Source organism: Mycoplasma iguanae (assembly GCF_024722375.1).
GTDB classification, from domain to species: domain Bacteria; phylum Bacillota_I; class Bacilli_A; order Mycoplasmatales; family Metamycoplasmataceae; genus Mycoplasma_M; species Mycoplasma_M iguanae.
In genome coordinates, this window is record NZ_CP102734.1 from 153,389 (window position 1) to 168,779 (window position 15,391).

At 29.2% G+C, this 15,391-nt stretch carries 12 protein-coding genes and 8 tRNA genes; all 20 read left to right on the top strand.

The window, feature by feature from the left end; all coding sequences use genetic code 4:
* Window positions 1–64 precede the first annotated feature (64 nt).
* Entirely contained in the window at window positions 65–1,318 is a 1,254-nt protein-coding gene (gene obgE / locus NV226_RS00770) for a GTPase ObgE (RefSeq protein ID WP_258211008.1), read from the top strand.
* 196 nt (window positions 1,319–1,514) lie between these two features.
* Window positions 1,515–4,907: a hypothetical protein gene (locus tag NV226_RS00775; RefSeq protein WP_258211009.1), complete on the top strand. Its 3,393-nt coding sequence runs from the start codon at window positions 1,515–1,517 to the stop codon at window positions 4,905–4,907.
* A 335-nt stretch (window positions 4,908–5,242) separates the two neighbouring features.
* Window positions 5,243–5,319, top strand: a tRNA-Pro gene (locus tag NV226_RS00780).
* A gap of 4 nt (window positions 5,320–5,323) precedes the next feature.
* A tRNA-Ala gene (locus NV226_RS00785) sits at window positions 5,324–5,400 on the top strand.
* A 4-nt stretch (window positions 5,401–5,404) separates the two neighbouring features.
* Window positions 5,405–5,481, top strand: a tRNA-Met gene (locus NV226_RS00790).
* A 23-nt stretch (window positions 5,482–5,504) separates the two neighbouring features.
* A tRNA-Ile gene (locus tag NV226_RS00795) sits at window positions 5,505–5,581 on the top strand.
* A 1-nt stretch (window position 5,582) separates the two neighbouring features.
* Window positions 5,583–5,675, top strand: a tRNA-Ser gene (locus NV226_RS00800).
* Window positions 5,676–5,747: 72 nt separating this feature from the next.
* Window positions 5,748–5,823, top strand: a tRNA-Met gene (locus NV226_RS00805).
* A gap of 2 nt (window positions 5,824–5,825) precedes the next feature.
* A tRNA-Asp gene (locus NV226_RS00810) sits at window positions 5,826–5,902 on the top strand.
* 3 nt (window positions 5,903–5,905) lie between these two features.
* A tRNA-Phe gene (locus NV226_RS00815) sits at window positions 5,906–5,981 on the top strand.
* Window positions 5,982–6,010: 29 nt separating this feature from the next.
* Complete coding sequence (locus NV226_RS00820) at window positions 6,011–7,234, top strand: MHO_1580 family protein (protein WP_373423278.1); 1,224 nt, start codon at window positions 6,011–6,013, stop codon at window positions 7,232–7,234.
* Window positions 7,218–7,652 (top strand): MHO_1590 family protein, encoded by a 435-nt coding sequence (locus tag NV226_RS00825; RefSeq protein WP_258211011.1) that lies wholly within the window; start codon window positions 7,218–7,220, stop codon window positions 7,650–7,652. Before NV226_RS00820 ends, NV226_RS00825 begins: the two co-directional genes overlap by 17 nt.
* 15 nt (window positions 7,653–7,667) lie before the next feature.
* On the top strand, window positions 7,668–7,901 hold the full coding sequence (locus NV226_RS00830) for an acyl carrier protein (protein ID WP_258211012.1): 234 nt from the start codon (window positions 7,668–7,670) through the stop codon (window positions 7,899–7,901).
* A gap of 113 nt (window positions 7,902–8,014) precedes the next feature.
* Window positions 8,015–8,755 (top strand): DNA-processing protein DprA, encoded by a 741-nt coding sequence (locus NV226_RS00835; RefSeq protein WP_258211013.1) that lies wholly within the window; start codon window positions 8,015–8,017, stop codon window positions 8,753–8,755.
* 74 nt (window positions 8,756–8,829) lie between these two features.
* Window positions 8,830–9,528 carry a purine-nucleoside phosphorylase gene (gene deoD / locus NV226_RS00840; protein WP_258211014.1) on the top strand — a complete coding sequence of 233 codons (699 nt, stop codon included), beginning with the start codon at window positions 8,830–8,832 and terminating at the stop codon, window positions 9,526–9,528.
* 51 nt (window positions 9,529–9,579) lie between these two features.
* Window positions 9,580–10,875: a thymidine phosphorylase gene (locus NV226_RS00845; protein WP_258211015.1), complete on the top strand. Its 1,296-nt coding sequence runs from the start codon at window positions 9,580–9,582 to the stop codon at window positions 10,873–10,875.
* Window positions 10,872–11,543: a deoxyribose-phosphate aldolase gene (gene deoC / locus NV226_RS00850; protein ID WP_373423279.1), complete on the top strand. Its 672-nt coding sequence runs from the start codon at window positions 10,872–10,874 to the stop codon at window positions 11,541–11,543. The genes NV226_RS00845 and deoC overlap by 4 nt, the downstream gene beginning before the upstream one ends.
* A gap of 23 nt (window positions 11,544–11,566) precedes the next feature.
* Window positions 11,567–12,190, top strand: coding sequence for a uracil phosphoribosyltransferase (gene upp, locus NV226_RS00855; protein WP_258211017.1), 624 nt, complete (start codon window positions 11,567–11,569; stop codon window positions 12,188–12,190).
* Window positions 12,190–12,843 carry an MPN527 family putative ECF transporter permease subunit gene (locus tag NV226_RS00860; RefSeq protein WP_258211018.1) on the top strand — a complete coding sequence of 218 codons (654 nt, stop codon included), beginning with the start codon at window positions 12,190–12,192 and terminating at the stop codon, window positions 12,841–12,843. The genes upp and NV226_RS00860 overlap by 1 nt, the downstream gene beginning before the upstream one ends.
* A gap of 67 nt (window positions 12,844–12,910) precedes the next feature.
* Complete coding sequence (gene lon, locus NV226_RS00865; protein WP_258211019.1) at window positions 12,911–15,355, top strand: endopeptidase La; 2,445 nt, start codon at window positions 12,911–12,913, stop codon at window positions 15,353–15,355.
* Window positions 15,356–15,391 lie beyond the last annotated feature (36 nt).

Here is a 15,391-nt window from a genome sequence, read left to right on the forward strand (position 1 = left end):
GCTAAAAATCTTACAAATTAATGTAAGATTTTTTTATTGACAGAATTAATATATAAGGAGCACTATGAAATTTATTGATCAGGTAAAATTACTAGTTCAAGCTGGTAAGGGAGGAGACGGAATGATTGCCTTCCGTCGTGAAGCTCACGTTGATCGTGGTGGCCCTTCAGGTGGCGATGGTGGCGATGGTGGTTCTGTTTATTTTGTACCTGACAGCGGAGTTAATACACTTTTAAGTTTACACTTAAAAAAAACTGTCAAAGCTGAAGATGGTGAAAATGGTAGAATTAAAAATCAATATGGAGCTAAAGGCAAAGATACTTTTGTCAAAGTACCTTTTGGTTCTGTGGTTTATCATAAAAATAAAATAATTGCAGATATTATAGAAGATCGACCTTACCTAATTGCTCAAGGTGGTAAAGGTGGAAGAGGAAACAGTAAATTTAAATCTTCTAGAAATACTGCACCGGAAATTTCTGAAAAAGGTGATCGAGGCCAAAAAATGGACATCTTCATAAATTTAAAAATTATGGCAGATGCAGGCTTAGTGGGAAAACCATCAGCTGGAAAATCAACTTTACTTTCGCGAATTTCTAATGCTAAACCCAAAATAGCAGATTATACTTTTACCACATTAGTGCCTCAACTTGGTTTAGTAAAATATTTTGAAAATTCATTTGTAGTAGCAGATTTACCAGGCTTAATTAAAGGCGCTTCACAAGGTAAAGGTTTAGGGATTAGATTTTTAAAACACTTAGAAAGATGTCGTGTCTTATTACATGTCATTGATTTTGGTGATCCTAATAAAGATCCCATCACAGATTATGAGCATATCAATCAAGAGATTAAAGCATACAATATAGGTTTAGAAAACAGAGCTCAAATTATAATTGCTAATAAAGCAGATTTAAGTAGTTTTCAACAACATCTAAAAGCTTTCAAAGCAAAATATCCTAGTCAGGAAATCATTACAATTAGTGCTTTAGAAAATGATGACTTTGACACATTAAAAGCAAAGATTTTTAAAATGATTGAAGCAAATAAAAATCCAATAATTGCAAAAGTTAAATCAGAAGTTACCATTAGTTTGAAAACATACTTCGAAGTTAAAAAAATTCATGAAGGATTATTTGAAATTTTTGGCCCAGAAATCGAAGAAATTTACCATAAAATTCCTTTAATTTCACATGATAATTTAATGCTTTTCAACAGAAAATTACGTCAGTTAGGTGTTTGAAAAGCATTAGAAAATCAAGGAGTTAAAAAAAATGACACAGTTAGAATTTTTGATTATGAATTTTTATGAGAAAATGACTAACTCTAAAAAAAGCTAACTACTTTAATTATTCTTTTTTTAGTTTAAAACAGTAAAAAATTGTTATAATTTTTAATAAAAAATACTTTCAAGGTAATTTTTTGTAATTTTATAATAAATAACTATACGTTGACACAGTGAATATAGTAAAATAAATTCTTGTAAATAAGATATTTTTAAATGAAAGTAAAGGAAAGATATGAAAAAAATATATAAATGAAGCGCTCTTAGTGTAAGTACAATTACGCCTATTGCAATTGTAATTTCGTGTGCTCCAAGTTCAGAAAGTAGTAATCAGCAATTACAGTACAAAAATTATATAGATGCTGATGCTTCATGAACTGCAACTGATTCAACTGCAACTCTTAAACTAAAAAACTTAGGGCAATTCATTGGCAAAAAACTTGTTGTTAATTATCGTGAAGTAGGTTCAACTAACTTCGCTTCTTTACCTGTTGAAGGTGGAATTGCAATTAATGATCAAAATAAAGATAATTTTACAGTTACTCTAACAAAATTAGGTTCAAAAAAAGAGTATGAAGTTAGATTTAATATTTTAGAACCTGGTGATTCAAGTGTTATTGTTGCTAGTTCAAATATTTGAACTAATGCTTTTACTACTAAAGCAGCACCAACTCCAGAACAACCAACTAGTCCAAGCCCTGCACCAACTACAGAAACTCCTCAAACTCCAGAAACAAAAACTGAAGAATTTTCATATTCAACAGATTTAATTTCTTCAAATGAAGTTCATTTAGTTTTTAATAATCTACATGATTATGTAGGTAAAAGCTTGCAGATTAATTACAAAGAAGTTATTGATAAATCAAAATTTACTTTAGAGAATTATTTTGATGTAACTAAAAAAGCTCCAACATCATTAGAATTAACTTTCAAATATCTAGAAGAATTTATTGGTAAAAAATTAAAAGTATCATACGCAAAAGAAACAACTGCATCAGCGCCAGCAACATCGCCAGAAACACCATCACCTGCTGTATCTGCCACATCAAGCGACACAAGCGACACAAGCGACACAAGCGACACAAGCGCTTCAACTCCAACAAGTGAGACAAGTCAATCTAATCCATCAAATGAAACAGCTACTCCAGCTCCAGCTCCAGCTCCAGCTCCAGCTCCAGCTCCTGAAACAGCTCCATCACCTATTACATATGAAGAAGCTAAACATGTAACATCAAGTGAAATTACTGTCGCAAATCAAAATGCTTTAACAGTTTCTTTATCTGGTTTAGAAGCATCTTCTAAATATAAAATTACAGTTTCTGTTATTACTGAAGCACCAGTACCTACAGAAGGTGAAACTGCTTCTTCTACTACAGAAACATCATTGCCTTTAGCTAATGAAACATCAAAAATTTTAGAAACACCTGCATCATCAACTGCAGAAACAACCGAAACAGCTCCAGCTCCAGTTACTTATTGAACAGTTAATACAACCACAATTTCTGAAGTTAATAATCAAAAATTTAGTGTTCCATTAACACAAGGTATTTCAAAAGAAAAAACTTATACTTTTGAAGTTAAAGCATTAAGTCAAAATTTAGTTAATTTTGGTACAGCAGAATCTACATTTACTACTCCTAAAAGTACAGGTGTAAAATTTGAATTAATTAATAAAACAGCTAAAATATTTATTGAAAATATTTCTAAAAAATATGATGGTGAAGCTTTAACAGTAAGTTTATTGAAAAATTCAGCTGCTGTATCATCAAGTGCAACAATTGTGTTAGAAAAAGTAAATTCTAAAAATGCTTTAGTTCAAAATCAAAAATTAAATCTTAATTTTGATAACTTAGAAGCAAACCAAGAATACACAATTCAAATTTCAGATCCTAAAACAGGGCAAATTATTAGTCAATTCTTTGATAGCAGTGCTGTTGTTTCATTTAAAATGTCTGAATCTATAAATAGCCTAGTGCAAACAGGACCTAAAACAGCAACTGTTAAATTAACAAATATAGACAAAAAATTAGCTGGTAAAAAAGTTGTTGTTGCATTTTTAAATAAAACAACAGATAAAGCAACAGCAGATTCTTTCAAAGATGAAGATCTTACTAAAAAGGTAGAAACTACACTTGCATTACCTACCGGAACTGATCAAAAATTAACAGCTAATTTAGAATTAACTGGATTAATTCCTGAAACAGATTATTTATATAAAGTATATTTAGAAGATGCACCAGAAATTTCTTTATTAGATACTGAAGTAAATAATTTTAAAACTACAAAATTCCCTAGAGCAAAAGTAAATGCAGATAATAATGTAATTATTACATTAGTAGGTAATAAAGTATCTGTAAATATTGAAAACATTGATAGTACATTTTCAAGTTCAATGCTTATGGCACGTGTTATTGAAAACCCAACCCCAAATGCTGCTTTAGATCCTACTATTTTAGACTTTTTTCCTGAAAATAAAAATAGTGTTAAAACTGGTAATGAATCAAAAGTAAATGCAGATAGTTCAAAAGAAATAACTGTATCTAATTTAGATTCATCAGTGAAATATGTTTTACAACTATTCGTTCATGATCAAACAAATCCATTACTTGAATCACCCATTACTTTTACTTCAAATCAAGCTCCAACAACAACTATTGTTTTAGATTCTGAAAATACTGTAAAAGTAAAAGTGGGAAGAACCCAAAATCTTGTTGGTGGAAAAATCAAAGTCAGTTATAGAAAAACTGGCAGCAGCAGCAGCAGCATGCCTTGACAAACAGCATCAACAAATGGATCTGCTACTCCACCAACAAGTGGTGATAATTCATATACTGTAGCTTCTTCTACAACTTCAAGTTCATCAGATTCATACGAATTTACTTTATCTAGTTTAGAAAAAACTGAATACCAAGTTAAAGTAGAATTCCAATCACCTGGTGCAACTCAGTGAGATGAATTAAAAGAAGAAACATTTAAATTACCTAGCTCATCTACAGAATCTAAATTGGCTGGATCAATTATAAATCTTGATGATGCACAACTAATTGCCGGATTAAATATTTTTGTTAAATACCAACTTAATAATAGTAGTGGAACATCAACTGAATGAACTAGCTCACCAACTATAGCAGTAAATGCTGAAGGAAAAGCAACTATAGAATTAAAAGGTTTACAAAAAAATGAAACTTACAAATATGAAGTTTACTTTAAAAAACCAGGAAGTAGCACAAATGATACATTAACAGATACTAAACTTTTAGCTGAAAGTACATTTAAAACATATGGTGATCCTATTGCTACTGTTACATATGAAACAGGTCAAACTAGTGCAACTATTAAAGTTTCACCATTAATTGAAAACGTATCTTCAATACTAACTTTACATTACCGTGAAGTAGCAGATGCAGCTTCTTCAACAACAAATAGTTGAAAAGCGGTAGAAGGTGCACCTCAAATCGTTACAGAAGCAAATAAAATTACTGGTGTTGAATTTAAATTAACAACTTTAGAATCAGGAAAAACTTATGAATACAAAGTTGTTGATGAAAAAGGAACAGAAATTATTATTCCAGCTTCATTAAAACCTAGTGATTCAACTCCAGCAGCAGGCTCAGCTGCCACATCTTAATAACATAAAAAAATACTTTATTATAAAGTATTTTTTTCTTTACTTATTTTTAAAATCTGATAAAATTAAATAGATCCGTTGGAATAGTACCCAAGCGGGTTTTAAGAAATATTAATAAATATTTCTGCGTATAATAAAACATCTTAAAGACATTTGCAATGTTATTCCATATGCTTAATAAGGTAATAACTCCGAGGAGTTATTACATTTTTTATTTAATAAAACTAAAATTTAGAAAAAATGATAAAATTATTTTAAAAATATTTCTCATTTTATAAAAATATTGTATAATTCAAAAGCATTTAAAACAACTAAATATTATTTAGTTCCATATTGGAGAAGTAGCTCAGCTTGGTAGAGCACTTGGTTTGGGACCAAGTGGTCGCAGGTTCGAATCCTGTCTTCTTCACCATTTTGGGGGGGTAGCTCACCTGGCTAGAGCGCCTGCCTTGCACGCAGGAGGTAGAGGGTTCGACTCCCTTCCTCTCCACCATTATGGCTCTGTAGCTCAGTTGGTTAGAGCATCCGGTTCATACCCGGAAGGTCAAGAGTTCGACTCTCTTTGGAGCCACCATATGGAATTAAATAGGTTATTTAGGACCTATAGCTCAGTTGGTTAGAGCAACCGGCTCATAACCGGTCGGTCGCTGGTTCGAGCCCAGCTGGGTCCACCAAGGGCAATTACCCAAGTCTGGCTGAAGGGACTAGTCTTGAAAACTAGCAGGGGCTTCACGGCCCGCGGGGGTTCGAATCCCTCATTGCCCGCCAGTGTTTATTAAAAGTTAAAAACTTTCAATAGGCAATATACCATCTAAATGCATTATTGATGCATTTCAATATAGCGGAGTGGAGCAGTTGGCAGCTCGTTGGGCTCATAACCCAAAGGTCATAGGTTCGAATCCTATCTCCGCAACCAATGGTTCAGTGGTAAAGTGGTTTAATACGCCTCCCTGTCACGGAGGAGATCGCGGGTTCGATCCCCGTCTGGACCGCCATTAGGCTTTGTAGCTCAGTAGGTAGAGCAACGGATTGAAGCTCCGTGTGTCGCTGGTTCGATTCCTGCCGAAGCCACCATATCATCCATATATGGCCTTGCACTCATCATTAATGATGAGTGTTTTTTCTTTTTTTTTATCATTTTTCTACATTCATATAATGAGAAGAAAATAAAAAAGGAGTTTACAATGTTACTAATTAATATGCCGATTGTGATCCCACAACAAAATCAACAACAAAAAATTATTTCTAGAACTCACTACATTCCATACCATCAAGCTAATTTAAATCAGCTTAATGAAAATGACCAAAGTGTGATAGAACTAAAACGATATTTAGTAAATGGTTTATTTGCTAGTAAAGGACAATTTTTAACAGAACAAAGTTTTTATTGATCACACTATTTTCAATGAAATAACAGCAATCAATTACAAACTGCTTTAGAACAATTAAATACAGGAAAATGAAATCAAACTTTCCTAAGTCCTAATTTCACAAAAAATTTGCAATTTAAAAAATTGCAAGGTATTTCTTCTATTACTAATTTAAGGGATCATGAAAATAATGAATATATGAAAATTGTTAATCAAATTGCGGTGAAACATCAAGAAAATGAAAAAGAATATTTAGTATCTGAAAATGGCATTCATTTTCTTAGCCCTAAAACTTATTCCAACCACTTGCAAGTTGTCAATTCTCAAATAGTTAGTAAAAATAATATCATTTATAACAATATTATTTTGTATCCTCAAAAATTGCAACAAGGAATACATAATAAAGTACTTTTTAAAGTTGCAATATTTAATGATAATGAGGAAGATATTGCAAGGGATATAGCATTATTACCAAAAAAAGTTTCTGGTTTACCTCTTAAAGGGAATAGTTCTTTAGATCTCCAGTTTGTTCTAAACAATACTAGTAATCCAGAAACAATTAATAATCAAAAAATTATTGGTACCATCGAAATAATAAGCAACACTTTTTATGATATGAAAAGCCAACAAACTATCAAGGGGTTGAATAAAAATGCCAATAAAGGTTATATTATTCCCTTTAATTTTCAAGGTGAATTAAATTATGTAATAGAAACTGACCTAAATGAGGATTTTTCTAATCTTCATTTAGGTCTACATCAAACTATTTTACAACCTTATTTAGATCACTACGAGGGAATTAAAAAACTGAAAATTATTTACAAAAATGATATAGATAATGTTTTCTTACCTTATACAATTAAAAGTAGAGATTTTGTTAAAATAGCTTTACAAAAGTTATCTTTGCAAACTATTTTACATTTAAGTAAAAAAGAAGAAAATGAAAATCTTGAATAAATTAAAATATGCTTGGCAAAAAATTAATTTAGCTAAAAAATGAAAAATGCTTTTATTAGTTTCTTTAATTATTGGTTTAGTTCCCATTACTTTTGTAACTATTGAACTAATTAAAAAAAATCAAACAGAAAAATATTCTTTATTTGATGATAAGCAGAAGTTAACTGAGACAGTAGTTTTCCCAAAAATTGATATAAGTGATTTTTACGATTATTTAGAATATAAAGGCAATAAGTTATTAATAAGTGATAACTTTATTGCTGCCATTATTCAAGAAACAATAAAAACAATGAACAAAACAACAGGTAAAATAACCTTTAACTATAAAAAAATTAATGATCAAAGTGTAGAATTTCATTTTAAATGAACTGATCAAAATTTAAGTGAAGTAAATAATTTTCAAATAGATTTATCTTAATGTTATAATTTTAAGATGTCAAATTCAGATATTGAAAAATTTATTTTTAACAACCTTGAAAGAATGGGTGCTAAAAATTTAAAAAAAGATAGTATCATTTTAAATGTAGGTATTGATTCTTTAGATTTAGTAGAAATGGTAACTGATTTAGAAGAACATTTTTCCATTGAAATTAGCGATGATGAATTAATGAGCATTAAAACTATTAATGATGTTATCGAAATGGTAACAAAAAAAATAACTAAATAATAACATAAACATATTTAAAAACCCAAGTAGCAGAAAAAGCTATTTGAGTTTTTTTATTTTCATGCATTTTTTTTACATTTACTTAATGAAGTGACAGTAAAAAAGGAGAATAAATGAAATATGTACTAGTTTATTTCGCAATCAAATACAAAGGTGATTTTAATCAAATATATGAAGCATTATTAAAAAATGAATTAATTTCATTTTCAGAAATTGAAGAAGTTAAAAAACAAGTTGAAGCTCGAAAAATCAAAGCGATTACTATTTTAGATTGAGATTACCCCCAGGAATTTAAATTTTTAGCTAAACCACCATTTGTGATTTTTTATGAAGGTAATAAACTGCTTTTATACAATAAACATAAAATATGTTTAACTGGTGAACATCAGACACAAAATATCGAATTTTATTTTAATAAAACATTGCCGGAAGTAATTAAAAAACAAACATTAATTACTAATTATTCGAAAGCCATGGATCACAAAATAGTTAATTATTTTCAAAAAAATGATAAACCAATAATTTATATTTCATGTAATGGTATAGAAAATCCTTTTTTTCATGAACCGGTAAAAGTTACAGATCAAACTTTAATTATTTCAGAAAGTCCAAGTAATGTAAATATTTCAAGAAATAGACTAAGAGCTCGTAACCGTTTAGTATCTGCACTTGGAGAATCATTAGTTATTTATTCTTCTAAAAAAAGAAGTCAAGCTAATACTTTAGTAACGGAGTTTTTGAATTTAGGAAAAGAAATTTATTGTTTCCCTGGTGATATAAGCGAAGATGATGGAAATAATTATTTAATTAGTCAAGGAGCACATTTAATTACATCAATTATTGATGTTAATTAAATGCAAATTTAAAGATTTAAATGTTATTAAATGGTAAAATTATATGGATATTTTATTTTATAAAGGATGTATAAATGACCCCACATATTAAAGCTAAAAAAGAAGATATTGCAAAAATTGTTTTAATGCCAGGAGACCCGCTGAGAGCAAAATTTATTGCTGAAACTTTCTTGGAAGATTACAGATTAGTTAACACAGTTAGAAACTGTTTTATGTATACAGGTAAATATAAAGGTAAGGAAATTACTGTAGCCGCTTCAGGTATGGGAATTCCTTCAATCGGGATTTACTCATATGAATTATTCAAATTTTACGATGTAGAAAAAATTGTCAGAATTGGATCAGCAGGAGCATACAAAGCTGAATTAAAACTTTATGACATTATTCTTGTTGAAAGTGCTTATTCAGATTCAACTACCTTTACTGAACTTGTTCTAGGAGAAAAAACACATGTTATGTATCCTTCAAAAGAATTAAATGAAGCATTATTAAAAAATGCTGAAAAATTAAATATTCCTGTAACTACAGGAAGAGTCCATTCTTCAGATGTTTTTTATTCATCTAGATCATTAGAAGAAACATTAAAAATTACAGAAGCAATTGCAGTAGAAATGGAATCTTTCGCCTTATTTACAAATGCTAAAAAACTAGGTAAGCAAGCTGCATGTTTATTAACTGTCAGTGATAATCTAATTACCCATGAATTAACCTCACCCGAAGAGAGAGAACAAAAATTTAATAAAATGATGGAAATTGCCTTAGAACTAGCTTAATTTTTTAAGTTAGTTTTTATTAGTAAAAAATATTAATTAGAAAGAAGTTTAATGACAATAATTGATTTAATTAACAAAAAGAAAAATAAAAAAGAATTAACAGAACAAGAAATTAAATTTTTAATCGATAATTATGTAAATGATAATATTAAAGATTATCAAATGTCTGCATTTTTAATGGCAACGTTTATAAATGGTATGACTACTAAAGAAACCTCATATTTAACTTTAGCAATGATGCATTCAGGAAAAGTAATAGACTTAAGTTTAATTCCTGGAATCAAAGTAGACAAACACTCAACTGGTGGAGTAGGAGATAAAACTACTTTAGTAATTGGCCCTATTCTTGCTTCTCTAGGTATTCCGGTTGCTAAAATGTCAGGTAGAGGATTAGGACATACAGGTGGAACAATTGATAAATTAGAATCAATTGAAGGATTTCAAACTGAACTAGATTATGAAACTTTTATTAAACAAGTTCAAGATATTAATATTGCTTTAATGGGACAAACTGATGATTTAGTTCCTGCAGATAAAAAAATTTATGCCCTAAGAGATGTTACTGGAACTGTCGACTCAATGCCTCTAATTGCTTCTTCAATTATGTCTAAAAAGTTAGCGGTAGGAGCAGATGCAATTTTATTAGATGTAAAATGTGGTAATGGTGCATTTATGAAAGATTTAGAATCTGCAATGCAATTAGGGCAAGAAATGATTAATATAGGTAAAGAATTAAACCGTGATGTTAAAGTAGAAATTACTAACATGGATAAACCAATCGGTTGTGAAATCGGTAATAAAAACGAAGTGCTAGAAGCTATTAAAACTTTGCAAGGTCAAGGACCAAAAGATTTCACAGAATTATGTTATTCTTCATGTGAAACGATTATTATGCAATCACAAAAAGCTTCAAACCGTGATGAAGCTAAAAAAATGATTGATGCAACAATCAAAGAAGGTAAAGCCTTAGAAAAGTTTTATGAGTTTATCGCAGCGCAAAATGGAAACGTCGAAAAATTGAAATCAGCAAGTTTTTGACAACCAAAACATGCATTAGAAATAAAAGCTACTTCAGAAGGATTTTTTAATATTAAGTCAGCTTTAGATTTTGGCATGGTTTCATCAAAATTAGGAGCAGGTAGATTTAGTAAAACTGATATTATTGATTTTGATGCTGGTATAACATTAAATAAAAAGACAAATGATCTAGTGAAAAAAGGTGAAATCTTATTTACACTATATTCATCTAAACCAATTGATCCAAAAATTGTAGAAGATTTAAATGATTCATATGAAATTAATCCAGAACAAATTGAAAATAAAGTTATTTTAAAAAGGATGGAATAGATATGAATTTCAACAAAATGATTGATCATACTCTTCTAAAACCAGAAGCTAAAACTACAGATATTGATAAATTAATTCAAGAAGCAATTGAATATCAATTTGCTACAGTGTGCGTTAATTCATCATGAGTATCATATGTTTATTCAAAACTAAAAAATACTAATGTGGGAATCACATCAGTTATTGGTTTTCCTTTAGGGGCAATGGATACAAATTCAAAAGTTTTTGAAGCTAAATCAGCTATCGAAGCTGGAGCTAATGAAATTGATATGGTTATTAATATTGGAAGATTTAAAGACCATGACTATGATTATGTATTAAAAGAAATTCAAGCTATCAAAAAAGCGATAGGAACTCATATATTAAAAGTTATTATCGAAACTGCTTTATTGTCAAAAGAAGAAATTTTAAAAATTTCTGAAATTGTTGTTAATTCAGGTGCTGATTTTATTAAAACTTCAACAGGTTTTTCTACAAGAGGAGCTACTATAGAAGATATTATTTTAATGAAATCAGTAGTAGGTGATACAATAGAAATAAAAGCAGCAGGTGGTATCAGAAAAATTGAAGATCTAGAAAGTATGCATAAAGAAGGTGCTACTAGATTTGGGACTTCATCAGCTGTGCAAATTTTAAGTAATGAAAAAATCTCAAAAAACAACTACTAATAAATAAAAAAGAGAGGATAAAAATGGTAAAAGTTTTAGATCATCCGCTAATTAAAACGAAGTTAACAATTATGCGTGATGAAAAAACATCACATCAAGTTTTCAGAAAACTTTTAGAAGAAATTTCATCACTAATGGTTTATGAAATTTTACGTAATTATGAGACTAAATCATTATTAGTTCAAACACCAACAGGATCAATTGCAAAGGGCGAGCAAATGGATAAAGAAATTGTCATTATTCCTATTTTAAGAGCCGGTTTGGGAATGGTGCAAGGAATTCTTTCATTAGTTCCTGATGCCAGAGTAGGACATGTAGGACTTTATCGTGACGAAAAAACTTTTGAATCACACGAATATTTTTATAAAATTCCTGATGTTGCTAAAGATTCATACATGATAGTTGTAGATCCTATGTTGGCGACAGGTATTTCTGCATTTGATTGTATTAAAAGGTTAAAAAAAGATGGTTTTACCAACATTAAACTTGTTTGTCTTGTAGGTGTTAATGAAGGAATTGAAAAAATCCAAACAGTTTTTCCTGATGTAAATATTTATCTATCAGCAAGAGACGAAAAATTAAATAGTAAAAAATACATTATTCCCGGTCTAGGTGACGCCGGAGACCGTATTTTTGGGACTAAATAATGTATCAACAATTTAAAACTCATTCACCAAAAATAACTTTCCAAATTACTTTTGCCGGCATCATGTTGGGATTAGTTTTACTATTTACATTTTTAAATCGTTTTCTAGCATTTTATGGATTTTTAAAATTTGATTTTTCAATTATTTTTATTACCATAACTTATATAGTTGCGGGTTGAAAACCTACTTTATTAATTTTACTATTAAGATTTTTTATTGCTCCTTCATATAATGAAGGTTACACTTCTTTAGGTTTTTTAGGGCAAGGAGTTTTATTAATTGTTTCGCTTTTATACATTGGATCTTTATGGATTTCACATTATTTATTCAATTTTAAAAATAAACATCTAACTAAAATAGTCCAATTTACATTTGCATCTTTAGTTACAATAATTATTATTAATATTTTAAATATTTTCTTAATCAATCCACTATTTTTCTCTATTTTTGAGAATAGATTTGTAAATTTTTATATGATTATAGACAATTGAGAAACTTACAAAACATTATTCTTTTTATTACCTAATTACTTTTTAGGTAGCTTAGCTCTGTACTCTTCTTTTAACGTTATTTTATTAGTGATAACATCTCTTACTTGTTATGCTGTAACAGAAGGATACGAAAAAATACATAAAAATGGCATTCAATTATAGAGATTGCTAAATTATTGTATAATTATCTAATATATTTAAATTTTTTAAAATTAAGAAATGAGGTCAAATGTTAATACCATTTGTTAAATTACACCGCGAAATCTATTTTCCAGGAACACGAGTAACTCTAACCTCTACTAATGAACAAGAAAAGTTAGCAATGGAAATAGCATGAAATTCAGACAAGAAATTTATTGCTTTATTCCCTTCTAAAAAAGAGAAAAAAAATGCAAAAATTAATGATGTTGCTGAACTTTACCATTTTGGTGTTATCGGCCAAATGGTAAGTATTGATTCTAGACCTAAAAAAACTAAAGTTGAACTTAATATATTAGGTAGACTTGTTGTAAGCAAAATCTATCCAAGTGATGTTGACATGACATGAAATGTAATGGCTGAAGTAAAAGAATATGTCATAACTCATGCAGATAATGAAGAAATGCTAAAAAATCGTCTAGACATTATTAGTGCTATTTTCGGTGATATATTAGATAATATTAAACATATACCAAGTCATGATAAATATAATTTAGAGTTTTTATATAATGCCAAACCAGACCAAGCCGTGAGAGTAGTTGATATTTTATGTTCATTTTTAAATAAAACATTTGAGCAAAAATATGATATTTTTTCAACTCAAAGTTTAATTGAACAATTAGACATTTTAATTGATGATTTACAATTCGAAGAAATGTCTAGAGAAATTGACAATGAAGTTGATTCAGAAATTCGTCAAAATTTAGATGCACAACAAAGAGAATTTATTTTAAGAGAAAAAGTTAAAGTAATTCGCAAAAAATTAGGTGATGATAATGCTGATGATGAAGATGAATTTATCAAATATACTTCCAGCGGTGAAGGTAAATTAATTTATCCTGAATACATCAAAAAAATTATTATTGCTGAAAAAAGACGACTAAAAGGAATGATGTCAACTTCTCCAGAGGCTAATATTTCAAGAACTTATTTAGACTGATTACAAAAATTACCTTGAAGAATTGTCAAACCTGATTTTCTAGAACTAAAAAAAGCTAAAAAGATTTTAGATGAAAATCATTTTGGTTTAAAAGAAGTAAAAGAAAGAATTTTAGAATTTATTGCTATTTTAACCAAACAAAAAGCTACTGGATTAGATGAAAACTTTAAACCTATTAGAAAAAAATTATTAGTTGATGAAAGTTTATTTGTAGAAAATAAAAAGCAAAAAAATAGTCCCAAACAAAAATTTAATGTTCCAATCATTACTTTAGTTGGTCCACCAGGAACAGGAAAAACCTCTTTAGCTAAATCAATTGCTGATGCCATGGGTCGTAAATTCGTTAAAATTTCACTAGGTGGAGTGCATGATGAATCTGAAATTCGAGGGCATAGAAGAACTTATGTTGGAGCTATGCCAGGGAAAGTAATTCAAGCCATTAAAAAAGCTGGAGTTTCAAATCCACTTATCTTATTAGATGAAATTGATAAATTATCTTCTAATTATAAAGGTGATCCAGCTTCTGCGATGTTAGAAGTATTAGATCCAGAGCAAAATGCTCATTTTCAAGATCATTATTTAGAAGCTGAATACGACTTATCAAAAGTCTTATTCATTGCAACAGCTAACTATTATGAAGGAATTCCTGAACCATTGATGGACAGGGTAGAAATCATTGAAGTTTCTTCTTATACATTATTAGAAAAAATTCAAATTTGTCGTGATTATTTAATTGCAAAAACATTAGAACAAAACTTTTTAGAACCCGAATACTTTGATATTTCAGATGAAGTAATTGAATTTATTATTCAAAAATACACCCGTGAAGCTGGAGTAAGGGAATTAAAAAGAATTTTAGATAAACTAGCACGTAAAATTGTTGTAAAACAAATTAATAAAGAAATCAAAGAAAATAAATTTACTATCACAAAAGAAATTACAACTAAATTTTTAGGTGTGGAAAAATTCAGCGATGAAGAAAATGATGGAAAAGAACAAATTGGTGCAGTTAATGGTCTTGCATATACTCAATATGGTGGTTCAACTTTATCAATTGAAGTTTCAACTTCAGCTGGTAAAGGTGAATTGAAACTTACAGGTCAATTAAAAGATGTTATGCAAGAATCAGCGCAGATTGCTCTTTCATATGTGCGTTCAAATGCTGAACAATTCCGTATTAAAGATTTTGACTGAGATTCAAATAATATTCACATTCATGTCCCTGAAGGAGCTGTTCCCAAAGATGGTCCTTCAGCTGGAGTAACATTTACAACAGCAATTATTTCTGCCTTAGCCAAAAAGTCAATAAGTCATCAAATAGGTATGACTGGCGAAATTACTTTAAGAGGAAAAGTTTTAGCAATTGGTGGATTAAAAGAAAAATCACTTGCAGCTTTAAAATTTGGAATCAAAACTGTTTTTATTCCAAAAGATAATGAAAAAAACCTTGAAGAACTTTCAGATCAAGTTAAAAAGAATATTACCTTTATACCAGTTTCACATTATGATGAAATTGCTAAATATTTATTCAAATAAAAGCCTTATTGGCTTTTTTTTATATCACATTTTTAG